Raw genomic sequence first — 20489 nt, 5'->3', positions numbered from 1 at the left:
TCAGCCTGCCTGAAAGCTAGGGTGCCGGGCGTATGAAGGTCCACCAGTACTGCTACTTCGCCTTGAAGAGCGAAACCGTGTCCGCCGGGGAGATCACCGCGCGGCTCGGCATGGAGCCCGACGAGGCTCTGGTACTGGGTTCGCGGTCCGTCGAGCATCGGTTGCCGCGGATGCACACCTGGAAGGTGACGCATCGCGGTCCCGGCCCCGTCGACGACCAGATCGAGAGCGTGATCGGCAGGCTCGCCCCGGTCCGGCCGGGAATCCGGAGGCTGGTGGACGAGGGCGTGAGCGCGGTACTGCAAGTGGTGCGCTACTTCCACCACCGGGACGGCGGCGAGGAATTCGGCTGGCACCTCTCACCCGCCGTGATCGCGTTCCTCACCGAAGCCGCCGCCGCGCTGGACGTCGACGAGTACGACCTCAGCGAATGACCTTCCGCTGAGCCGGTGCGCGGCGGGAACGCCGGAGATGGTGGGATGGTGCCCCACAGCCGGACAACCCCGTTGGGAGCCCAGGATGTCGAGCGAGAGCTGGCCGCTGCGCCAGGATCCGGAGTCGCCGGTCATCATCTCCCGGTCGCTGGTGGAGGACCCGTCGAACCTCGCGTTCGTCGTACTGGACGACGACGGTGACTGGTTCATCAGCGACGGCAACGAGTTCTCCGAGGACATGGAGCTCAACCGCGACGCGTTCGGCGCGCTGCCCCTGCGGGACGCGGTCGACCTCATCCCCGAACTCGCGGCTCTCGCCGGCCTCCCCACCGGCATGGCCGCCGACTGGGACCCGGAACGGCGCGCGTGGCTGCTGAGTTCGGTCGCCGACTCGGATGACGACGACGAAGACCTCCTCGTGCGCGCCGCCCGCCTCGCGGCGTGGACGCACCCGGGCTCGCCGCTGGAAGAAGTCCAGGTGAGCACCGAACTCGCCGAGATCTCCACCGACCCCGCCGCCCCGGCCCGCGCCGTGCGCCAGGTCGTGCGCGAGGCCGACGGCAGCTGGCTGCTCGTCGGCTTCCAGGTGCCGGAGGACGAGGACTTCGAGGTCGAAGCACTGGAGATGGAGCACGCCGTCACGCTGTACCCGGACGTCGCGCTGGTCCTGAGCGCCGCGCCCGGCCAGGTCTACGACCGTGCCAGCGCCGACGCCCCTTGGGAACTCGTCGAAGGCTAGAAGCCGCAGTACATGATGTGCAGCCCGATGCGCCCCAGCGCCGGGTGTTCGAACGCGCCCGGCACCGTTCCGACGATCTCGAACCCGAGCCGTTCGTAGACCCGGATCCCGGCCACGTTCGACTCGGCGACCGCGTTGAACTGCATCCCCGCGAAACCCTGTTCCCTGGCCCAATCCAGGACATGCGCGCACAGCGCACTGCCGACGCCCTTGCCGCGAACGTCCTTGTCGACCATGAAACTGGCCGTCGACACATGCGACCCGGGCCCTTCGCGGTTCGGGCCCATCTTGGCCGTGCCGAGCACCCTGCCGTCCTCGACCGCGACCACCGTCCGGCTCGGCGGCGTCTCCGCCCAAAGTCCTCGCGCGGTTTCTTCGGTGAGGTCGGGGTCGTAGGTGTACGTGTCCGCCGCCCGCACCACTTCGCGCACGATCGGCCAGACCTGCGCCCAGTCGTCCGCGGTGATCTCCCGGATCTCCATGCCCGCACCGTAACAACCACCCCGTCCGGCCCGACCTCTGAGCGCAACGAACTTTCGCGACCCGAGGAGTTCGGATGACCGAGTACGAGATCGTCTGCACCGTTCAGACCGGTTGCACCGCCGGCGGCCACATCCTGGCCGTCGGCCGCGGCGACGACTTGGTGCGGGTCGACGACGTCTACGCGTCGATGGACGACGGCGACCGGTACTTCACCGACGCCGACGGCCGCAAAGCCTATGTACGCAAATGGGCTTGCTCCTGCGGAGTCGGCACGCTGAAGTCCGAGGCCGACGCGACCTTGCGGAACAACCTGGACAGTTTGCCGCTCGTCGGCTAAAAACCGCTCCGGCGGTTCTGAAGCCACTGCCGGGCGAAGCCGGAACCCAGAAGCAGCCCGGCGCCCGTCAAGCCCGCGCCGATCCAGATCCTCGTCGTGCCGGACTCTCGCTCGACCCGTGTCCCCGGCGGCAATTCAGCCGCGATCCCCTCGACCTTGCCTTGGATCGCACGCTGGTCGAAGAGGCTCAGCTCGCCGTCCCGCAGCAACGTGGTCAGCCAGCGGCGGACCTCGTCGTTCTGTTCACGAGAGAAACCGGGGAAGTCGAGCGAGGACGTCCGGAATCCTCCCGGACCGCTGCAACTCAGCGGCTCGCCCGTGGACGCGTCGAGGTACTGCCCGATCCTTTCGCATTCGTCGCCCGCCTTGGCGAAAAGGACGGTGTACGGGCCCGGGCCGCTGCCCGCGTTGAGTCCGATGATGAGGAAGATCGCGCCGACCATCAAGAGCGGGAGCAACACCGCCCCTGCCACAAGGGTCAGCAAGGCGGCCGCGGTGCTGTCGCTCGATTTTCTCCGCACGCTGGGACGGTAGGCGGGGACGGCGGGGAGGGGTCCCGAACCTGGGCAGCGCTCAGGAACAGACTGAAACCCAGTCGGACGCTGAGTCGCCGCGTCGCCGTTTTCTGGAAACTAGTCAAGTAAGCGTTCTTGGTAGCCCGCTTTCACCAGTCGCCCATAAGCACGGTCGACCTCGGTTGGAACTTCCTGCGGGACAGCGAAACCACGCTCGGCATGGACGGTGATCCGTTGAGTGTCACCGACGAGCATGTTGATGACGCGGTCCACGTCGCCGATGCTCTTGATGTACTCGTCCAGCGGCAGTGGCCTGGAAGCGCAGATGACGTCGACCTCGGGCCAGAGCTTCTTGCAGGTCGCGAAGGCGCGCCGCTGCTGGTACGGCCGAGAGATGAGAATGACTGATTCGGCCGAGATGCTGCGAGTCTCCAGCAGTACGCGAGTGAGCGTGATGTTGTCCCCGGTGTTCCGCGCCTCGGGCTCGACCAGGATGGCGTCATCTGGTACGCCCAGCTCAAGCGCATGTTCGCGGTAGTGGACGGCCTCGCCGCACGGGAAGCGTTCGAGGGTGGTCGGCGCGTTGGCTCCGGTGAAGACGATGAGCGGGAACATCCCGGCGTGGAACAGTTTCGCGGCGAAGGTGGCGACGCCGAGGTCGTGGCTGCCGAGTCCGATCCCGACGTCCGCGGGCCGGAGCGCGTGGCGCATGTCGTGGTAGTCCCACAGCGTTTGGACATCGGCGCGGAGATCATCCGGCAGGGTCGCGGCCACGGGGGACTCCAAAGCAAAAGCCCCAGGTCCTAAGTGGACATCCACTGACCTGGGGCTTTCGCAAGAGAGCGGATGACGGGAATCGAACCCGCGTATTCAGCTTGGGAAGCTGATGTTCTACCATTGAACTACATCCGCAGTGCTCGGCCAGCATACATGGTCCGGATCTCTCCTTGCCAAGACCCCGCCCACCTTGACGTCGCCGCCTTGAAGTGACAACACTTGTTGTCTACATCGGAGGTGATCCGGATGGGCGAGAGGTTGCCTGACCCCGAACTGTTCCGCCAAGGCGGGTTCCGGGTCGCGTCGAGGCTCTTCATCGACGGTGACATCAGGGGCGACGAGAGTCAGGTGGCCCGGTTGCGGAAGTTCGCGCAGCGGGAGGATCCGGCGGCGGACGTGTTGGTGCCGCTGTTGCGAGAAGGTGCCCAAGGACAGTTCGAACAGGCGCTGAAACAAGGTATCGACAGCGTCGAGAGTCCGCCGGAGGAGCTCGAAGCCTTCTTCCGCAACGTCGAGGCGACACCGTACTGGGTCGATCCGGAGCGGCTGGATCGAGGGGCGCGGGCGATCACGCGAGCCGGGTTGCTCGGTCTCTTTCCGCTCGGTGACGTTTCGCTGATGGGCGGCTATCTCGCGTCGCGCGCGACGAAGTCGCTCGTCGGCACTGGCGAGATTGAGTACAAGGCGGCTCGTCGGCTCGTCGAGACGGCGACCTGGTGGATTCACGTGACGACACCGGGAGCGCTGGTGCTCGGCGGGCGCGGGTACGAGTCCGCGTTGCGGGTGCGGGTGGTGCACGCGCACGTCCGCGCGGCCATGAACCGCCGCAAGGACTGGGATTACGCCGCGTGGGACAAGCCGGTCAATCAGGTCCAGACCGCGGGCACGCTCCTGCTCTTCTCCCTCGTCTACGTCTTCGGCACGCAACTGCTCGGGCTCCGCTACAGCGACCGCGAGCGCGCCGACATCCTGCACCTTTGGCGTTACGTCGGCTGGCTGATGGGGGTCGACGAGGAACTGCTGCCCGCCGGCGAGGAAGACGCTTGGCGTCTGCTGTGGCTGCTCGCCACCACCGAGTTCATCCCCGACGACGACTCCAAGCGGCTCGCCGCGGCGCTCATGAAGTCCCACGCCGGGATCGGTGAGGGCCGGGGCGCGCTCGGCAAGGTTCTCGCCCACGTTTCGGTCGCGGGGCACGGGGCGATCAGCAGGCTTCTCCTCGGAAAGACCAACGCCGACTTCCTGGAGCTGCCCGACGATCCGATCGCTCAAGCGGCCGTGGTCGCGGTGGCGGGAGTCAACTTCGCCGCCGAGACGGTCCGGCGCGTGGTGCCAGGGGCGACGGCGCTCCAGGAGCTGATCGGGGCCGCCGGACGGCGCCACTACCTCCGGCAGGTCGCCAGGGTGTTCCGGCCCGACACCACCTACGGCAGGCACATGAAGGCCGCTTGACTACGCTGAGCGCGTGCTCCTCAGCGACCGTGACCTCCGTAAAGAGCTCGACGCCGGCCGTCTCGGCGTCGACCCGTTCGACCCGACGATGGTCCAGCCGTCGAGCATCGACGTGCGCCTCGACCGCTTCTTCCGCGTGTTCGACAACAGCAAGTACACGCATATCGACCCGCAGCTCCAGCAGGACGAGCTGACGTCGCTGGTCGAGAAGGAGGGCGAGGACCCCTTCGTCCTCCACCCCGGTGAGTTCGTGCTGGGTTCGACTTACGAGACCGTCACGCTCGCCGACGATCTCGCCGGCCGCCTCGAGGGCAAGTCCTCCCTCGGCCGTCTCGGCCTGCTCACGCACTCGACAGCGGGCTTCATCGACCCGGGCTTCTCGGGCCACATCACGCTGGAACTGTCCAACGTGGCCAACCTGCCGATCACGCTCTGGCCGGGAATGAAGATCGGCCAGCTCTGCATCTTCCGCCTGTCCAGCGCCGCGGAGTTCCCGTACGGCTCGAACGAGGCCGGTTCGCGCTACCAGGGGCAGCGGGGACCGACCCCGAGCCGCGCGTACAAGAACTTCCACCGCGTCGACACCTGGCGGTGATATTTGTCGAGCGCTGACGGAAACTCGCCGAAGGGGCGACGTTGTGTACCAGGCTTGCGCCGGGTGTGAACGCCCCTTCATCGAGTTTCCGTGGGCCTCCGGCCCGCAAGAGGGCGCTCGACGGTGAAGTCTCCGTCGGGCGCTGGGCGCCCTTGGGGAGACGTCAGCCCGCGACAGGGGCTTCCCAGTCGATCCGGTGCCGCCACATGAAGGCGTTCGGATCCTCCTTCGGCGGGTTCTTGAACGCCCGCGTGATGAAGAAGTCCCGGATCACCCGTCCGACGGGCCCGACGGCCTTGGCGTCACCGTTGCGTTTACCGCGCTCGACGACGGCCTCGACGCGCTCGCGGCGTAGCCCTTCGTAGGCGGCGAGAGCTTTCGGGATCGAGGGCACGTCACGCAGGCATCGCGCCAGCGTGACGGCGTCTTCGATGGCCATCGCGGCGCCTTGGCCCGCCGCCGGTGAGGTCGCGTGGGCGGCGTCGCCGATGATGACCATCCGGCCCGTCCGCCAGGTCGGCACGGTCGGGAAGTCGTACGTCGCCCACGGCCGGTAGACCTCCCGCGTCGCCCGCACGATCTCGACGGCCGGGGTGCGGTCCACCGCGAGTTGCCGGATCAGGTCCTCACGCCAGGCGCCGCCGGTCATCGCGGCGAGGTCCGCGGCGGTCGGCTCATGCTTCCGGGGGACGTTCGCGAACCACCAGACGCCGCCGTCCGGATGGACGACGTGCGCGAAGAACAGCCGCTTGCCGAACGTCATGTGCATGACGCCGGGTTCGTCGTCCAGCCGCAGGCCTTCGGCCAGCCCGCCGGTGTTCAGCAGGGGCACGTAGCGCGGTGACGGAGCCCGCGGGTCGATGATCTCCCGCACCCGCGACCGGAGCCCGTCCGCGCCGATCAGCAGGTCGCCTTCGGACGACGAGCCGTCCTCGAACGTCGCGAGGACGCTGTCGCCGGTGTCGCGCGCGTCGGCCAGACGTTTGCCGTAGCGGACTTCGATGCCGCGTCTGACGGCTTCGTCGCGAAGGCCGACGTAGAGGTCCGAGCGCAGCACGGTCTGGCTCAGGGTGCCGTCCTCCAACTGCCCGCCGAGCGCGAAATCCGCTAGTTCGCGGCCGTTCCCCAGGTGCATTTTGATCCGCGGCGTGTCGAATCCCAGCTCCTTGACCAGGTCTTTCAGGCCCAGCGGCGCCAAGGCGTCGAGGCCGTTCAACGCGAGGGTCAGGAACGCCCCGACCCCCTCGGCGGTCCGGTCGTACGCCTCGTGGATCACCGGCTCGTGCCCCGTCTCGTGCAGTGCGATCGCCGTGATCGTGCCCGCGATACCCCCACCGGCGACCAGTACCTTCGCCATATCGTTCACCCCATCGAATCTCTTAGAAACTAATTCGTTCTATCGAACTAAAGACTCCGCTAGGCTGGCCGACGTGTCAAGCGAGCGAGCGGAACTGGTCGAGCGGATCCTCGGCGGGTCGCGGGCGCTGTCCACCGAGACGGTCATGTTCCATACGGCGATCGCCGAGCGGAGTGGCCTCTCGGCGGTGGAGAGCAAGGTGGCCGACTACCTCGCCCGCTTCGGTCCCCAGACGCCGAAGGCTCTCTCGCAGCTCTCGGGGCTGGCGCCCGCGTCGATCACCGCGCTCATCGACAGGCTCGTGGACAAGGGGATCGTCGCGCGAAAGCCGCATCCCGAGGATCGGCGGAAGGTGCTCATCGAGATCGACGGGGCGATGATGGCCTCCGCCGCGCCGATGTGGGATCACCTGGTGAGGCGGGTTCGCGAGGCCTGCGAGGGGTACTCGGACGTTGAACTCGAGACAGTGCTGCGGTTTCTGGCCGACGCGACCGCCATCACCCATGAGTCCACCGAGTTGATCACCAAAAACCAGGGCACCCCACGCGACCGCTGACCGGTATTACTACTTTCGGGGGTATTGCCGTAACCAGTTCGTGATAGTTTTCGGCCCCGTGTCCCCCAATAGAACACGAAGCCGGTTACTGCTTGTCACGCTCAGCGTCCTGCTGGGCGGGGTGATCGCCAGCGCGAGCTACCTGATGGTGACCGATCGGTTCCAGGGCACTGCGCTGAGTAACCTGTCACTGAGCGTCCCCGACACCAAGGGCAGACCCGGCGACGCACTCGCGATGCCTCCCGCCTACCTCGGTCAGACGTCGGCCCCCGCACCGGCCGGTCCCGGGCCCGGCTCGTCCGCGCCGACGTCGTCTTCGGAAGCTCCTCCGACCTCCTCGGCCGCGCCCAGCTCCTCCTCCGCTCCGGCTGAGCCGCCCGTCCAGTCCTCCGAGGCTCCCAAGCCCACGTCGAGCAAGGCGCCGGTGCCGCCCCGCTCGCAGGACAGTTCACTCGCCGGTCAGGTCATCGACCTCGTGAACTCCGAGCGCGCCGACGCGGGCTGCTCGCCGGTGAGCAACGAGTCGCATCTCGCCGCGGCGGCGCAGGGCCACAGCGACGACATGTCCGCCCGCAACTACTTCTCGCACACCACGCCGGAAGGCACCACGTTCGACCAGCGCATCCGGGCCGCCGGCTACGACAAGCCCGGCGCCGAGAACATCGCCAAGGGGCAGTCGAACGCCGCCAAGGTGATGGACGCCTGGATGAACTCCGAGGGCCACCGCGCGAACATCCTCAACTGCAAGCTGAAGAAGATCGGCGTCGGCGTCAACACCAAGGGTATGTACTGGACGCAGAACTTCGGCTACTGACGCTTGTCCCATCGTTCGGCGATGTCGCCGTAGCGGGCCAGCACCGTCGCTCGCAGCTCGGGATCCGTACGCGGGACCGGTTCGATGAACACCTCGGTGATGTCGCCGAAAGTCCGCGTCAGCTCGGTCGCCACTCGCACGCAGGCGCGTTCGACGTCCGCCGCGCCCAGTGAGTCGTCGAAGTCGACGCGAGCGCACACGAGCACCTGATCGGTGCCCATCAGCATGGTCTGCAGGTCGACGACGGCCTCGATCTCGGGCGCGCCCACCAGATGGTCCCGAACCCTGCGCACCAGCCTCGGATCAGCCTGCCTGCCGATCAGCAGGCCGCGGTTGGTGCGCCCGAGCACGTAGGCGACCAGCGCCAGCAGGACACCGATCGCGATCGACGCCGCACCGTCCCAGACATGCGATCCGGTGAGCTGGTGCAGCCCGATCCCGGCGAACGCGAGCAGCAGGCCGATCAGCGCGGCCGAGTCCTCGAACAGGACGGTCTTCGGCGCCGGGTCGTCGATCATGCGCAGGTAGACCGAGATCTTCTGGTCCGCTTCGGCGGCGTCGCGCCGCACCTGCCGTACGGCCTGGACCCACGAGACGGACTCGAGGACGAAGGCGATCGCGAGGACGATGTAGCCGACGATCGGATCGGTCTGCTCGGTCGCTTCGCCGAACACCGTCGAGAAGCCCTCGTAGAGCGCGAACATCGCGCCGGAGGCGAAGATCGACACCGCCGCGAGCAGCGACCAGAAGTACCGCTCCTTGCCGTAGCCGAAGGGGTGGACGCGGTCGGCGGGGCGGTCCGAACGTTTCAGCGCTGTCAGCAGGAGTACTTCGGTGATCGTGTCGGCCATCGAATGCGCGGCTTCCGACAGCATCGCGCCCGAGCCGGTGATGATCCCGGCGATCAGTTTCAGCACCGCGATGGCGAGGTTCACCCCGCCCGCCAGCACTACGGTCAGGGTGCTTTCGCCGCCGGATTCTTCACTCACCTCGAGTAGCGTAGTGCGAGTGCGCCGATCTCACAGACGACGCAAACCCTGCAGGACGCGTTCCATCAAGGCGAGTGCCGGATGACCGTCGAATTCAGCCTGCGTTTCATGAACGGTAACCAGACCGAGTTCGGCCATATCACCCAAAAGGACCTTTGCAACGCCGAGCGGAACGCTTAGTGACGCCGCTACTTCGGCGACGGAAGTCGGACGACGGCACAGAGATCGGACCGAATGGAATTCGACACTGAACCCCGGCGCGCTCCACGGCGCGTCGTTCCGGACGGAAATCATCGCTTCGATGGCGAAGTTCCGCTTGGACTGCGTGCGTCCGCCCGTGCGGACGTACGGGCGGACGCGCGTGCGTTGACGTTCCTGCCGTGGCGGCCGCCGGGCGGCCGGGATGCTGGGGATGGTCGCTTCCTGAGCCATCCGGGCGAGTGCCGCGGCCGAAGGGAGGCGGGTCATCGGGCGAAGGGACGACGATCCCGGCATCGCGAGGCGGTGTTCCTTGCGCGTACGGAGTTCGTGCCTGTTGCCCATTGCTTTCCCTGCCCCCTTTTTCTCTGTCGCCGAAAGCAATCTCGCGGACGGCAACGGCACCGAGGAAACGCCAGACTATCGCCGCCGTGTACCGCCGAACGGGTAAGTGAGTCAAAAGGCGCGTCGTGGATAAAACAAGAGGGAACATTCTCTCGCATTATGTGCGAGAGAATGTTCCCTCCGACCTCGACGTTCTACTTGTCCTCCTCCGGAAGCGGTGTTCCGGTAGGCACTTCGTCGGTGGGATTCTCGGTCTCCGCGCCGAGTTCAGCATCTGAGACGGCGTCCAAGGACGGCGCTCCCGCCGGGACCAGCTGCGGCTCCGGCTTGCGCTTGACGGCTGTCAGCAGCAGCTGCGCGACATCGACGATCTCGACCTTCTCGCTCGCCTGACCGTCGCTCTGGCGCGCGGTGAGACCGTCATTGAGCATCACCTTGCAGAACGGGCAGCCGGTCGCGATCTTCGACGGCGCGGTGCCGAGGGCCTCGTCCACGCGCTCGACGTTGATCCGCTTGCCGATCTTCTCTTCCATCCACATCCGCGCGCCGCCCGCGCCGCAGCACATCGACCGGTCGCCGTGCCGCGGCATCTCCCGCAGCGTCGCGCCGGTGGCCCCGACGAGCTCACGGGGAGCGTCGTAGACCTTGTTGTGGCGGCCCAGGTAGCACGGGTCGTGATAGGTGACGTCCTCGGCGACCGGCGCCACCGGGGTCAGATGCTTCTCTCGCACCAGGCGGTTGAGCAGCTGCGTGTGGTGCACGACGTCGAACTGGCCGCCGAGTTCCGGGTACTCGTTCGCGAGGGTGTTGAAGCAGTGAGCACAGGTGACGACCACCTTGCGCGCCTTGCGTTCACGGCCCTCGAACACCGAGTTCAGGATCTCGACGTTCTGCTGCGCCAGCATCTGGAACAGGAACTCGTTGCCCGCGCGGCGGGCCGGGTCACCGGTGCAGGACTCCTCCGAGCCGAGCACCGTGTACTTGACGCCCGCGATGTGCAGCAGCTCCGCGACGGCCCGCGTGGTCTTCTTCGCGCGGTCCTCGAACGCGCCGGCGCAGCCGACCCAGAAGAGGTACTCGGCCTCGCCGAGGTCGCCGTCGAACACCGGCACCTCGAACTCCAGGTCCTCGGTCCAGGCGAGCCGGTCCTTGGCGTTCTGGCCCCACGGGTTGCCCTTGTTCTCCAGGTTCTTGAACATCCCGTTGAGCTCGCTGGGGAACGCGGACTCGATCATCACCTGGTAGCGGCGCATGTCGACGATGTGGTCGACGTGCTCGATGTCCACCGGGCACTGCTCGACGCACGCGCCGCAGGAGGTGCAGGACCACAGCACCTCGGGGTCGATGACGCCGCCGTCGTCGCCGATGAGCGCCTTCTGCGACTCCGCGATCGCGAGGACGTCGATGCCCGCGTACATGTCGTCACCAGACAGGCCGACTTCGTCGCCCGCCATGTCGCGCTTGCCGCCCGCGAGCAGGTACGGCGCCTTCGCGTAGGCGTGGTCGCGAAGCTGCGTGATGAGCAGCTTCGGCGAAAGCGGCTTGCCGGTGTTCCACGCGGGACACTGCGACTGGCAGCGACCGCATTCGGTACAGGTGGAGAAGTCCAGCCAGCCCTTCCAGCTGAAGTCTTCGACCTTGCCGACGCCGAAGGTGTCCTCGTCGGGGTCCGCCTCTTCGAGGTCGAGCACCTTGCCGTTGCTCATCATCGGCTTGAGCGCGCCGAGCGCGACGCCACCGTCGGCCTCGCGCTTGAAGTAGATGTTGAAGAAGGCGCTGAACCGGTGCCAGGCGATGCCCATGGTCATCGTGCGCGCGATGACGAACAGCCAGATCGTGGCGCTCATCAGCTTGACGAACGCGAACACCGAGACCAGATTCGGGCTGGCGGGCAGCAGCTCACCGATCGGATGCGAGACGAACGCGGCCCAGACCGGGGTCTCGTGGACGTTCAGCGCGGACTTCGCGGCGCGGACGCCGATGATGCCGATGCCCTCGATGAGCACGACGGCCTCGATGAAGTACGCCCACTTGAAGTTGGAGCCCTGGAAGCGGGACTGCCTGTCGGCACGGCGCGGGTGGTTCTTCTGCCGGATCCAGATCAGCACCAGGATGCCGACGATGGTGCCGACGCCGAGCAGCTCCATGAGCAGCTGGAACAGCGACCAGTCGTCGAGGATGGGCCAGCCCCAGGTCGGGACGAACACTTCGCCGTACGCCTCGAACAGGGCCAGCGACCCGAGCAGGAAGCCCCACATGACCAGCCAGTGCGCCGGGCCGACGCTCTTGACCTTGTTCATGCGGGTGTGCGCGGCGAATTCCTTGATCAAGGTCTTCATCCGCGGCATGAACGGGCCGTTGCGGGTCGAGTCGGGCTGCCCGAGGCGGATCACCCGCACGAAGCGGGCGATGGTCGCGAAGAACATTCCCCAGGCGACGACGCCGAGCAGGACCGCGATCCCGCCGAGCGTCAGCTGTACAGCGCCCATCATCGGGTGCCTTTCGTCCGAGTGAAGCTGTGGTGGTGGGGGCAGACTAATGCTTCTTACTGATGGGTAACCCACTGACCGCGCCCAAGTCCCACCGATGTGGTGTACACCTCTCTTTGTTTTAAGACGATCGTCCAGGTAGTTTTTGTGACATGGGTGCGTACCTTCTCCTCGCTTTCGCGATTGCAGCAGAGGTAACCGCGACGGTCTCGTTGAAACTCTCCGAGGGCTTCAGCAAGGTGGGACCGTCGATCGTCGTGGTGGTCGGATACGCCTTCGCGTTCGTCGCGCTCGCGTACGTTCTGAAGGCGGGCGTGCCGGTGAGCGTCGCCTACGCGATCTGGGCCGCGGCCGGTGTCGCGCTGGTGGCGGCGGTCGGCATCGTCTTCTTCAAGGAGCCGGTCAACTTCGCCGTGATCGCCGGGCTGGCGCTGGTGGTCGGCGGTGTCGTGTTGATCGAGGCAGGGAGCGCGCACTAAGTGAAGATCCAGGTCGACGGCCGGAAGGCCAGGGGCGAGAAGCGGCGCGAGGAGATCATCGCGGCCGCGCTGCGGGTGATCGAACGGGACGGCGTCGCCGGCGTCACCCATCGGACGGTCGCCACCGAGGCGGGCGTGCCGACGGCTTCGACGACGTACCACTTCTCCAGCCTCGACGACCTCCTGATCGCGACCCTCATCTCGTGCGCGAGGGATATGGCGACCGAGGTCTACTGGATGATCGACAGGGCCCGATCCCGCGGCAGCCGCGGCGCGGAAGAGGTCGCCGGACTGCTCGCGCAGGCGCTGGGACCGCGCCGCGGGCGGACGATGGCGGAGTACGAGCTGTACCTGCTGGCCGCGCGCAAACCCGAGCTGCGGCCCGCCGCGCGGCGCTGGCTGGACGTGCTCACCTCGATGGTCCGGCACGACGACGAGGTCGCGTTCCGCGTGTTCCTCGCCGGTATCGACGGCCTCCTGATCCAGGGCCTCATCGACGACGAGCCGCCGTCCGCGGACGAGCTGCGGCCGGTGGTGGACTACCTGCTGAAACCTCGTTGACCCGGTGGGTAGCTTCGGATCATGAGGACTGTCGGCGCTTACGAACTGGACGACGACCCGGCTCGGGTGGACCTCGACGTGGTGTGGAAATGCCTGTCCACCGACGTCTACTGGGGCAAGTGGCGAGACCGCGAGATGGTCGAGAAGGTCTTCAGGAACGCATGGCGCGTCGTCGGCGCGTACGAAGCTTCGAGCGGCCGCCTTGTCGGCTTCGCGAGGGCGTTCTCGGACACCATCGGCAGCGCGTACCTCGCGGACGTCTTCGTCCTCGACGACGCGCGCGGCAAGGGGCTCGGCAAGGAACTGGTCCGGGAGATGATCGAGAACGGGCCGGGGGCGGAGTTCCGGTGGATGCTGCACACCGCCGACGCGCACGAGCTGTACCGGCCGTTCGGCTTCGCGGAGCCCTCGAACGGTCAGTACATGGAGCGGACGCGGGCGAACGGGCAGGCCTGAAAGTTCCCTTCAGCCCCCGCCCAGGTTCCGGCTGAGGATTTCCGGCTCGCCGGTCTCCGAGAAGCCGTGGCGATAGTAAAGGTCCCTTGCTCTCGCGTTGTGGTCGTAGACCCGGAGCCGCACGCTTTCGGCGCCTACGGAACGGGCCCACTCCAGGACCGCGGTGACCAGCGCGTCCCCGACGCCGCGGCCGCGGCCGGCAGGGGCGACCCAGAGCGACAGAAGCTCGACCGCACCGCCCTCGGGGGCAGTGGCCGAGACCATGCCCGCCGGGGTCGCGAGGACGTTGAAGGGGACGTCCGTGAGCCTTGCGCGCCAACGTTCCTCGGGCGCGTCCTCCCAGTGGGCGAGCGTCGCGCCGAAGACGTCGGGGTCGAGGCGTAGCGCGGCCAGGCGCAGAACGCGCCAGCCGGCCCAGTCGTCCGACGTGAGAGTGCGAAGAGTGACCAAGTCCGTGAAGGCCTCCTTCCCTACCTTCAGCGTAGGGAAGGAGGCCTTCACGGAAAGCCGAGTCAGCCCTTGTTCTCGTGCAGCGCCGTCAGGGTCGCCCGCGCGATGGCGTGGCTGAAGAGGTTGAAGCCGAGCAGAGCCGGCGTAGCGTCTTCGCCGACTTCCAGCTTCTCGACGTCGACAGCGTGCACCGCGAAGATGTACCGGTGCGGCCCGTGTCCGGGCGGCGGCGCGGCGCCGAGGAACTGCTTGACGCCGCCGTCCCCCTTCAGGGTCACGGCGCCCGCCGGCAGGCCGGAGCCAGCCTCGTCGCCCGCGTTCGCCGCCAGCGCGTTCACCGAAACGGGGATGTCGAACACCGCCCAGTGCCAGAACCCGCTCGCGGTGGGGGCGTCGGGGTCGTAGCAGGTCACGGCGAAGCTCTTGGTCCCGTCGGGGAAACCCTCCCAGGACAGCTGCGGGGAACGATCTTCGCCGCCCGCGCCGAAGATCCCGGAAAGCTGGGGTGTCGGCAGGAAGCCGCCCTCTTCGATGTCGGTGCTGCTCAAGGTGAAGGCAGGCAGATCGGGCAGGAAGTCGTACGGATCGGGTGCCTGCGGCATGCGTCCTCCTGATCGTGGAACCGATGACCCCGCCAGGTTATGACCCCGAGGACCCTGGCGCGGGCTCAGGGATGATTCCGGGGGTTACCCCTATGTCCAAGCCGCCGCGCGCCCCTTAGCGTCGAGACAGACGGAAACCTGCTCTGGAGGGACTCAAGACCATGGCGCGCCCACTCCTCGCAATCGGAGGCATCGCCTTGATCGGCGTCGGTGTCCTCACCGGCCTCGGCTGGTGGTGGCCGTCCGACGCGGAGGCGACCGCCGAACTCACCCAGCAGATCAAGAGCGTCCGCGTCGAGAACGACGAGGGTGCCCTCAAGGTTCGCACGGGCAGTGGCCCGGTGAAGGTCCACCAAGAGTTCGAATATCGCTGGAACAAGCCCGGTGACGCCTACCGCGTCGAGGGCGACACCCTGGTCCTCGCCGGCTGCGGCAACAACTGCGAGGTCGACTACGACGTGACCATCCCGTCCGGGATCCCGGTCTCGGGCAGACTCGACTCCGGGTCGGTCGACATCGCGGGAGCGTCCACTGTGGACATCACCGTCGACTCGGGCCGGGTCGAGGTGCGCGACGTACCGGGCACCGTGAAGGTGCAGTCCGACTCCGGCCGCGTCGAACTGGCGAACATCGGGCAGGACGTCGACATCCGCGCGAGTTCCGGCGCGATCAAGGGTGAGCGGCTCGGCGGAAACGTGAAGGCGCAGGCCAACAGCGGCCGCATCGACCTCGAACTGGTCAAGAGCGCGGACGTCACCGCCCAGGCCGACAGCGGTTCGATCCAGGTCGAGGTGCCCGCGGGCGAATACAACGTCACCGGCAGCACCGACAGCGGCCGCCGCGACATCGACGTCAACCAGTCGGGTTCGGCCCAGCACAAGCTCGATCTCACCACGGACAGCGGAAGCGTCACGGTCAAAGCGGCCTGACGGACTTATCGGGGGAAAACTTTCTCATGGGTATCAAGGAAAAGCGTGTCCTCGGCGCGCTCGCACTCGGCGCGCTGGTGGCCTTCGGGGTCGTCGGCTGCACAGGCGAAAGCCGCGAGAAGCTGAGCGACGGGACACCGGTCACCGAGCAGGTCACCGCGATCCGGGTCGACGTCCCGGTCGGCGGGCTCAAGCTCCGGGTCGAGGACGGCGCGCCGGTCTCGCTGCACCGCGAAGTGACCTACCAAGGCCGGAATCCCGGCAAGACGCACAGTGTCGAGAACGGCACGCTGGTGCTCAGCGGTTGCAGCCAGTGTGGCGTGGACTACGAAGTCGTGGTCCCGCGCGAGCTCGCGATCTCCGGCTCCATCGGCACCGGCAAGATCACGCTCACCCGGGCGGCCGCGGTGGATCTCCGGGGTGACACCGGGGATCTCGAGGTCTTGAGTTCGACAGGGCCGGTGAAAATGGTCACCGGCACCGGGGACATCAAGGTCGGACTGGCCAAACCGGGCATGGTCACCGCGAGCGCCGACACCGGGAAGGTCACCGTCACCGTTCCCGACGGCGCGTACCGCATCAACGCCAGCTCGGAGACCGGCAAGGTCGAGACCGTCGGCGTGCGGCAGGACGAGGCTTCGGCGAACGTCCTGGACCTCAAGTCCGGCACCGGCACGGTCACGGTGCGGCCCGTATGAAGGCTCTCGCGGTGGTCACCGCGCTGACCCTGCTGCCGCTTTCCGCTCTGCCCGCGTCCGCCGCGCCCCGGCTCGCCTGGAAGCCCTGCGCGACCGAGTACGCGCCGACGCTGGAGTGCGCGAGCCTCCAGGTGAACGGGACCATCTCGATCGCGCTGGCGAAACTGCCCGCGACCGATCCCGCGCGCCGCATCGGTTCGCTGCTGACGAACCCGGGCGGCCCCGGCGGCTCGGGGGTGACCGTACTCGAGTACGGCGGCCGCGGTTTCGCGCTGGACAAGCCGGAAATGGCCGAGGTGCGGCAGCGGTTCGACGTCATCGGGTTCGATCCGCGCGGCGTCGGGAAGAGCAAACCCGCGGTCGCCTGCGGGCCCACGCTGCACGATCCGGCGGTCAGCCTGTTCCCGGAGAATCGCGCGGGTTACGACAAGCTCATCGCGCACAACCGCGCTTCCGGGATCGAGTGTCTCAAAAGGACCGGGCCGGTACTGTCCCAAGTGGACACTTGGCGCGCGGCTGACGACATCGAGTCGATCCGGGTCGCCCTCGGTGAGCCGAAGGTCGACTGGCTCGGTGTCTCCTACGGCTCCGAACTCGGGGCCGTGTACGCGGAGAAGTACCCGAAGCGAATCCGCACGATGGTGCTCGACGGCGCCATCGACCACTCGGTGCCCACCCGGCGCGCGATCGTCGACGAGGCGATCGCGACCGAAAGCGCGCTCGAGGACTTCGCGAAGTGGTGCACGACTTCGGCCGACTGCGCGCTTCGCGGCAAGGACGTCCTCGCCACCTACGACGCGCTCATGGCGACGCCGGGCGGCGTCCCGTCGAAGGAGCTCGGGCGGAAGGTGACCGCCGAGGAAATGGCGTCCGGCGTCTACGGCTCGCTCATTCTTCCCGCCTTCTGGCCGGAATTGGCGAAGGGGATCGCCACCGCGACGACGGGGAACGCGGACGGGCTGCTGCCCTACTCGCAGCTGGACCCGTCTTATGGCGCGTACCGGGCGATCGGCTGTCACGACTTCGGGCCCGCCCACACGTCCTACGCCGACATGAGGCTGATGCAGGGCCTGGTGAAGACCGTCGCCCCGCACAGCTGGCGCTACTCGGAGTTCTGGGACATCACGAGCGGATGCGCCGGCTGGCCGGTCGCCCCGGCGTACCTCCCGCGACCGCAGAAGGTGCGGGGCGCGGCGCCGATCCTCGTGGTCGGCGGCGAACACGATCCGGCGACCCCGCTCGTCTGGGCGAAAGGGCTCGCGCGGAACATCGAGAACTCGACGTTGCTGGTCGACGCCGGGTACGGGCACACGGGGCTGCTCAACTCGGCCTGCGTGCGCACCGAAGAGGTGAAGTACCTGGTGAGCGGGCTCACACCCGCTCCGGGCACGGTCTGCCGGTAGCCCGGGAACAAGACGCCCCGGCCGCTCGTTGAGCCGGGTACAAGGTTGAGTGCAGTCGGCTCAAGTCCGGCTTGACGGAAACCCCACGATCCCGATAGAACTTGCGTGGCACCCACTCAAGGTGGGGGTGAACGTGCAGGTCACGAATAGCAGGAGGAACACACCATGGCGCGAGCGGTCGGCATCGACCTCGGCACGACCAACTCGGTCGTCGCTGTCCTTGAGGGCGGCGAGCCGACGGTCATCGCCAACTCGGAAGGTTCACGCACCACCCCGTCCATCGTCGCCTTCGCCAAGAACGGCGAAGTGCTGACCGGTCAGCCGGCGAAGAACCAGGCCGTGACGAACGTCGACCGGACCATCCGGTCGGTCAAGCGGCACGTCGGTACCGACTGGAAGACCGAGATCGACGGCAAGGCGTACACCTCGCAGGAGATCAGCGCCCGCGTGCTGATGAAGCTCAAGCGCGACGCCGAGGCGTACCTGGGCGAGACCATCACCGACGCGGTCATCACCGTCCCCGCCTACTTCGAGGACGCGCAGCGGCAGGCCACGAAGGAGGCCGGGCAGATCGCCGGCCTGAACGTGCTCCGCATCGTCAACGAGCCCACCGCGGCGGCGCTGGCGTATGGCCTCGACAAGGGCGAGAAGGAACAGACCATCCTGGTCTTCGACCTCGGTGGCGGTACGTTCGACGTCTCGCTGCTGGAGATCGGCGAGGGTGTCGTCGAGGTCCGCGCGACCTCCGGTGACAACCACCTCGGCGGTGACGACTGGGACGAGCGCATCGTCACCTGGCTGGTCGACAAGTTCAAGGCCTCCAGCGGCATCGACCTCACCAAGGACAAGATGGCGCTCCAGCGCATCCGTGAGGCCGCCGAGAAGGCGAAGATCGAGCTGTCCAGCTCGAACTCCGCGGGCATCAACCTGCCGTACATCACCGTGGACTCGGACAAGAACCCGCTGTTCCTCGACGAGCAGCTTTCCCGCGCCGAGTTCCAGAAGATCACCTCGGACCTGCTCGAGCGCACCCGCAAGCCGTTCAACAACGTCATCCGTGACGCGGGTGTCGCCGTCGGCGACATCGACCACGTGGTGCTCGTGGGTGGTTCCACCCGCATGCCCGCCGTGTCGGACCTGGTCAAGGAGCTCACGGGCGGCCGCGAGCCGAACAAGGGCGTGAACCCGGACGAGGTCGTCGCCGTCGGCGCCGCGCTGCAGGCCGGTGTGCTCAAGGGCGAGGTCAAGGACGTCCTGCTGCTCGACGTGACCCCGCTTTCGCTGGGCATCGAGACCAAGGGCGGCGTGTTCACCAAGCTCATCGAGCGCAACACCACGATCCCGACCAAGCGTTCGGAGATCTTCTCCACCGCGGACGACAACCAGCCGTCGGTGCAGATCCAGGTGTTCCAGGGTGAGCGCGAGATCGCGGCGCACAACAAGAAGCTCGGCATGTTCGAGCTGACCGGTCTCCCGCCCGCCCCGCGTGGCGTGCCGCAGATCGAGGTCACCTTCGACATCGACGCCAACGGCATCGTGCACGTCCTCGCGAAGGACCTCGGCACGAACAAGGAGCAGTCGATGACGATCACCGGTGGCTCCGCGCTGCCGAAGGACGACATCGAGCGCATGGTCAAGGACGCCGAGGCGCACGCCGAGGAAGACAAGCAGCGCCGTGAGGAAGCGGAGACCCGCAACCAGGCGGAGACGCTCGTCTACCAGACCGAGAAGTTCGTCAAGGACAACGAGGACAAGCTGCCCGAGGAACTCAAGGGCAAGGTGAAGTCCGCGATCGACGAGGCCAACGAGGCGCTCAAGGGCACCGACTCGGCGAAGATCCGCGAGTCCATCGAGAAGCTGAACACCGCTTCGCAGGAACTGGGCACCGCGCTCTACGCCAACGCCACCCCGGGTGCCGAAGGCGCCGCCGGTGAAGGCGCGACGGGGGCCGCGGGAGCGGGCGCCGGTTCGCAGGCCAAGGCCGACGACGTCGTCGACGCCGAGATCGTCGAAGAGGACGAGAAGGACAAGAAGTGACGGGGCGCTACGACGAAACCGAGGGCCGGGGCCCGGAGGAACCGGTGGTCGTGCGGGACCGTCGGCGGATCGATCCGCTGACCGGTGAAGTCCGCCCGGCCGCCCCGGCCGCCGAACCCCAGGACGGTCCGAAGCACGCCGCTCCGGCCGAGGAGGAGCCCGTAGTGGCCGAAGCGCCGGAGCCCGTGACCCACGCGGGCCCCGGCCTCGGGGACTCCATCATGGGCGAAGCGGTGTCGGTGGCCACGGATCTGGAGAAGGAGCTGGCGGAGCGCACCGCCGACCTCCAGCGTCTCCAGGCGGAGTACGCCAACTACCGCAAGCGCGTGGACCGCGACCGCGAGCAGGTCGTCACCGGCGCGAAGGCGTCGGTCGTCGGCGACCTGCTCCCGCTGCTCGACGACCTCGAGCGCGCGGAGCAGCACGGCGATCTGACCGGTGCGTTCAAGGCGGTCGGCGAAAAGCTGGTCGGGAGCCTGCAGCGGTCGGGTCTCGAACCGTTCGGCACCGAGGGCGAGGCCTTCGACCCGAGCGTCCACGAGGCCGTGCAGCACAGCACGTCGCCGGACGTCGCGGGCCCGACGGTCACCACGGTCATGCGCCGCGGTTACCGCTTCGGCGAACGTGTGCTGCGCGCGGCGCTGGTCGGGGTCACCGATCACGAGCCGGGCGCGGCTCCGGCGCCGGCGGCACAGGACGCCCCGGTGGACCCGCCCGTCGGCGGCGAACTGCCGCTCGAGGGCGAGCTCTTCGATGAGAACAACCGCTGATCGGCGATACGGCGTGAAAGGAGG

General features: G+C 67.6%; 24 protein-coding genes and 1 tRNA gene. 15 read left to right on the top strand and 10 right to left on the bottom strand.

What is annotated here, in order from left to right; genetic code table 11:
* The first annotated feature begins 32 nt into the window (after positions 1-32).
* The gene (locus HDA45_RS19605; protein WP_184897386.1) at positions 33-434 is read left to right on the top strand and encodes a DUF4279 domain-containing protein; all 402 of its coding nucleotides are present in this window, start codon (positions 33-35) and stop codon (positions 432-434) included.
* 85 nt (positions 435-519) lie between these two features.
* Positions 520-1173 carry a hypothetical protein gene (locus HDA45_RS19600; protein ID WP_184897384.1) on the top strand — a complete coding sequence of 218 codons (654 nt, stop codon included), beginning with the start codon at positions 520-522 and terminating at the stop codon, positions 1171-1173.
* Here the strand turns inward: HDA45_RS19600 and HDA45_RS19595 are convergent.
* Positions 1170-1655: a GNAT family N-acetyltransferase gene (locus tag HDA45_RS19595; RefSeq protein ID WP_184897382.1), complete on the bottom strand. Its 486-nt coding sequence runs from the start codon at positions 1653-1655 to the stop codon at positions 1170-1172. The two genes, HDA45_RS19600 and HDA45_RS19595, sit on opposite strands and share 4 nt — an antisense overlap.
* A 74-nt stretch (positions 1656-1729) precedes the next feature.
* On the opposite strand from HDA45_RS19595, the gene HDA45_RS19590 reads away from it, so the two are divergent.
* Complete coding sequence (locus tag HDA45_RS19590; RefSeq protein WP_184897380.1) at positions 1730-1993, top strand: DUF3892 domain-containing protein; 264 nt, start codon at positions 1730-1732, stop codon at positions 1991-1993.
* On the opposite strand, the gene HDA45_RS19585 is transcribed toward HDA45_RS19590, so the two are convergent.
* The 3 genes from HDA45_RS19585 to HDA45_RS19575 all read right to left on the bottom strand — a co-directional run bounded on the left by HDA45_RS19585 (position 1990) and on the right by HDA45_RS19575 (position 3420).
* Positions 1990-2514: a hypothetical protein gene (locus HDA45_RS19585; protein ID WP_343072109.1), complete on the bottom strand. Its 525-nt coding sequence runs from the start codon at positions 2512-2514 to the stop codon at positions 1990-1992. The genes HDA45_RS19590 and HDA45_RS19585 overlap by 4 nt on opposite strands.
* A gap of 111 nt (positions 2515-2625) precedes the next feature.
* Complete coding sequence (locus tag HDA45_RS19580; protein WP_184905811.1) at positions 2626-3219, bottom strand: YdcF family protein; 594 nt, start codon at positions 3217-3219, stop codon at positions 2626-2628.
* 130 nt (positions 3220-3349) lie between these two features.
* A tRNA-Gly gene (locus tag HDA45_RS19575) sits at positions 3350-3420 on the bottom strand.
* Between the two features lie 111 nt (positions 3421-3531).
* On the opposite strand from HDA45_RS19575, the gene HDA45_RS19570 reads away from it, so the two are divergent.
* Together HDA45_RS19570 and dcd are read left to right on the top strand one after the other, a co-directional pair.
* Positions 3532-4737, top strand: coding sequence for an oxygenase MpaB family protein (locus HDA45_RS19570; RefSeq protein WP_184897378.1), 1206 nt, complete (start codon positions 3532-3534; stop codon positions 4735-4737).
* Between the two features lie 13 nt (positions 4738-4750).
* Complete coding sequence (gene dcd, locus HDA45_RS19565; protein ID WP_016338162.1) at positions 4751-5332, top strand: dCTP deaminase; 582 nt, start codon at positions 4751-4753, stop codon at positions 5330-5332.
* 163 nt (positions 5333-5495) lie between these two features.
* Here the strand turns inward: dcd and HDA45_RS19560 are convergent, their stop codons facing one another.
* Positions 5496-6689 carry an FAD-dependent oxidoreductase gene (locus HDA45_RS19560; protein WP_184897376.1) on the bottom strand — a complete coding sequence of 398 codons (1194 nt, stop codon included), beginning with the start codon at positions 6687-6689 and terminating at the stop codon, positions 5496-5498.
* Positions 6690-6762: 73 nt separating this feature from the next.
* On the opposite strand from HDA45_RS19560, the gene HDA45_RS19555 reads away from it, so the two are divergent.
* Positions 6763-7245 carry a MarR family transcriptional regulator gene (locus tag HDA45_RS19555; RefSeq protein WP_184897374.1) on the top strand — a complete coding sequence of 161 codons (483 nt, stop codon included), beginning with the start codon at positions 6763-6765 and terminating at the stop codon, positions 7243-7245.
* 121 nt (positions 7246-7366) lie between these two features.
* On the top strand, positions 7367-8059 hold the full coding sequence (locus HDA45_RS19550) for a CAP domain-containing protein (protein ID WP_184905809.1): 693 nt from the start codon (positions 7367-7369) through the stop codon (positions 8057-8059).
* Here HDA45_RS19550 and HDA45_RS19545 read toward each other — a convergent pair.
* The 3 genes from HDA45_RS19545 to HDA45_RS19535 all read right to left on the bottom strand — a co-directional run bounded on the left by HDA45_RS19545 (position 8053) and on the right by HDA45_RS19535 (position 12080).
* Positions 8053-9048, bottom strand: a complete 996-nt coding sequence (locus HDA45_RS19545) for a cation diffusion facilitator family transporter (protein ID WP_184897372.1) — start codon at positions 9046-9048, stop codon at positions 8053-8055. The two genes, HDA45_RS19550 and HDA45_RS19545, sit on opposite strands and share 7 nt — an antisense overlap.
* Positions 9049-9078: 30 nt before the next feature.
* On the bottom strand, positions 9079-9480 hold the full coding sequence (locus HDA45_RS19540; protein ID WP_246480741.1) for a DUF742 domain-containing protein: 402 nt from the start codon (positions 9478-9480) through the stop codon (positions 9079-9081).
* Positions 9481-9785: 305 nt separating this feature from the next.
* A complete protein-coding gene (locus tag HDA45_RS19535; protein WP_184897370.1) occupies positions 9786-12080 on the bottom strand; it encodes a (Fe-S)-binding protein in 2295 nt (764 codons plus the stop codon).
* Between the two features lie 152 nt (positions 12081-12232).
* Between HDA45_RS19535 and HDA45_RS19530 the strand changes: the two genes are divergently transcribed.
* Genes HDA45_RS19530 through HDA45_RS19520 form a run of 3 tightly spaced genes read left to right on the top strand, consistent with a single transcriptional unit; the run spans position 12233 to position 13576 of the window.
* Complete coding sequence (locus HDA45_RS19530) at positions 12233-12559, top strand: DMT family transporter (protein ID WP_184897368.1); 327 nt, start codon at positions 12233-12235, stop codon at positions 12557-12559.
* A complete protein-coding gene (locus HDA45_RS19525) occupies positions 12560-13120 on the top strand; it encodes a TetR family transcriptional regulator (RefSeq protein WP_184897366.1) in 561 nt (186 codons plus the stop codon). It begins immediately after the preceding gene.
* A gap of 21 nt (positions 13121-13141) precedes the next feature.
* Positions 13142-13576, top strand: a complete 435-nt coding sequence (locus HDA45_RS19520) for a GNAT family N-acetyltransferase (protein WP_184897364.1) — start codon at positions 13142-13144, stop codon at positions 13574-13576.
* Between the two features lie 9 nt (positions 13577-13585).
* Here HDA45_RS19520 and HDA45_RS19515 read toward each other — a convergent pair whose 3' ends face one another.
* Positions 13586-14026 carry a GNAT family N-acetyltransferase gene (locus HDA45_RS19515; RefSeq protein ID WP_184897362.1) on the bottom strand — a complete coding sequence of 147 codons (441 nt, stop codon included), beginning with the start codon at positions 14024-14026 and terminating at the stop codon, positions 13586-13588.
* Between the two features lie 62 nt (positions 14027-14088).
* Positions 14089-14628 carry a YbhB/YbcL family Raf kinase inhibitor-like protein gene (locus HDA45_RS19510; RefSeq protein ID WP_184897353.1) on the bottom strand — a complete coding sequence of 180 codons (540 nt, stop codon included), beginning with the start codon at positions 14626-14628 and terminating at the stop codon, positions 14089-14091.
* Positions 14629-14789: 161 nt separating this feature from the next.
* Between HDA45_RS19510 and HDA45_RS19505 the strand changes: the two genes are divergently transcribed.
* The 5 genes from HDA45_RS19505 to grpE all read left to right on the top strand — a co-directional run bounded on the left by HDA45_RS19505 (position 14790) and on the right by grpE (position 20465).
* Positions 14790-15557, top strand: a complete 768-nt coding sequence (locus HDA45_RS19505; protein ID WP_184897351.1) for a DUF4097 family beta strand repeat-containing protein — start codon at positions 14790-14792, stop codon at positions 15555-15557.
* A 26-nt stretch (positions 15558-15583) separates the two neighbouring features.
* Positions 15584-16255: a DUF4097 family beta strand repeat-containing protein gene (locus HDA45_RS19500; protein ID WP_184897349.1), complete on the top strand. Its 672-nt coding sequence runs from the start codon at positions 15584-15586 to the stop codon at positions 16253-16255.
* Entirely contained in the window at positions 16252-17658 is a 1407-nt protein-coding gene (locus tag HDA45_RS19495; protein ID WP_184897347.1) for an alpha/beta hydrolase, read from the top strand. Before HDA45_RS19500 ends, HDA45_RS19495 begins: the two co-directional genes overlap by 4 nt.
* A gap of 165 nt (positions 17659-17823) precedes the next feature.
* Positions 17824-19695: a molecular chaperone DnaK gene (gene dnaK, locus HDA45_RS19490; RefSeq protein WP_184897345.1), complete on the top strand. Its 1872-nt coding sequence runs from the start codon at positions 17824-17826 to the stop codon at positions 19693-19695.
* On the top strand, positions 19692-20465 hold the full coding sequence (gene grpE / locus HDA45_RS19485; protein ID WP_184897336.1) for a nucleotide exchange factor GrpE: 774 nt from the start codon (positions 19692-19694) through the stop codon (positions 20463-20465). The genes dnaK and grpE overlap by 4 nt, the downstream gene beginning before the upstream one ends.
* Positions 20466-20489: the final 24 nt, after the last annotated feature.

Origin of the sequence: Amycolatopsis umgeniensis (assembly GCF_014205155.1) — a bacterium.
Classification (GTDB): Bacteria; Actinomycetota; Actinomycetes; order Mycobacteriales; family Pseudonocardiaceae; genus Amycolatopsis; species Amycolatopsis umgeniensis.
The sequence above is the reverse complement of the archived record's forward strand: the minus strand, read 5'-3'. Positions and strand labels throughout refer to the sequence as shown.

What these genes read in the sequence shown, in the direction of transcription:
- HDA45_RS19605 (WP_184897386.1), top strand. Translation starts at nt 33, where the DNA reads ATGAAGGTCCACCAGTACTGCTACTTCGCCTTGAAGAGCGAAACCGTG.
- HDA45_RS19600 (WP_184897384.1), top strand. Translation starts at nt 520, where the DNA reads ATGTCGAGCGAGAGCTGGCCGCTGCGCCAGGATCCGGAGTCGCCGGTC.
- HDA45_RS19595 (WP_184897382.1), bottom strand. Translation starts at nt 1,655, where the DNA reads ATGGAGATCCGGGAGATCACCGCGGACGACTGGGCGCAGGTCTGGCCG.
- HDA45_RS19590 (WP_184897380.1), top strand. Translation starts at nt 1,730, where the DNA reads ATGACCGAGTACGAGATCGTCTGCACCGTTCAGACCGGTTGCACCGCC.
- HDA45_RS19580 (WP_184905811.1), bottom strand. Translation starts at nt 3,219, where the DNA reads ATGCGCCACGCGCTCCGGCCCGCGGACGTCGGGATCGGACTCGGCAGC.
- HDA45_RS19570 (WP_184897378.1), top strand. Translation starts at nt 3,532, where the DNA reads ATGGGCGAGAGGTTGCCTGACCCCGAACTGTTCCGCCAAGGCGGGTTC.
- HDA45_RS19560 (WP_184897376.1), bottom strand. Translation starts at nt 6,689, where the DNA reads ATGGCGAAGGTACTGGTCGCCGGTGGGGGTATCGCGGGCACGATCACG.
- HDA45_RS19540 (WP_246480741.1), bottom strand. Translation starts at nt 9,480, where the DNA reads ATGGCTCAGGAAGCGACCATCCCCAGCATCCCGGCCGCCCGGCGGCCG.
- HDA45_RS19535 (WP_184897370.1), bottom strand. Translation starts at nt 12,080, where the DNA reads ATGGGCGCTGTACAGCTGACGCTCGGCGGGATCGCGGTCCTGCTCGGC.
- HDA45_RS19530 (WP_184897368.1), top strand. Translation starts at nt 12,233, where the DNA reads ATGGGTGCGTACCTTCTCCTCGCTTTCGCGATTGCAGCAGAGGTAACC.
- HDA45_RS19520 (WP_184897364.1), top strand. Translation starts at nt 13,142, where the DNA reads ATGAGGACTGTCGGCGCTTACGAACTGGACGACGACCCGGCTCGGGTG.
- HDA45_RS19510 (WP_184897353.1), bottom strand. Translation starts at nt 14,628, where the DNA reads ATGCCGCAGGCACCCGATCCGTACGACTTCCTGCCCGATCTGCCTGCC.
- HDA45_RS19505 (WP_184897351.1), top strand. Translation starts at nt 14,790, where the DNA reads ATGGCGCGCCCACTCCTCGCAATCGGAGGCATCGCCTTGATCGGCGTC.
- HDA45_RS19500 (WP_184897349.1), top strand. Translation starts at nt 15,584, where the DNA reads ATGGGTATCAAGGAAAAGCGTGTCCTCGGCGCGCTCGCACTCGGCGCG.
- HDA45_RS19495 (WP_184897347.1), top strand. Translation starts at nt 16,252, where the DNA reads ATGAAGGCTCTCGCGGTGGTCACCGCGCTGACCCTGCTGCCGCTTTCC.
- dnaK (WP_184897345.1), top strand. Translation starts at nt 17,824, where the DNA reads ATGGCGCGAGCGGTCGGCATCGACCTCGGCACGACCAACTCGGTCGTC.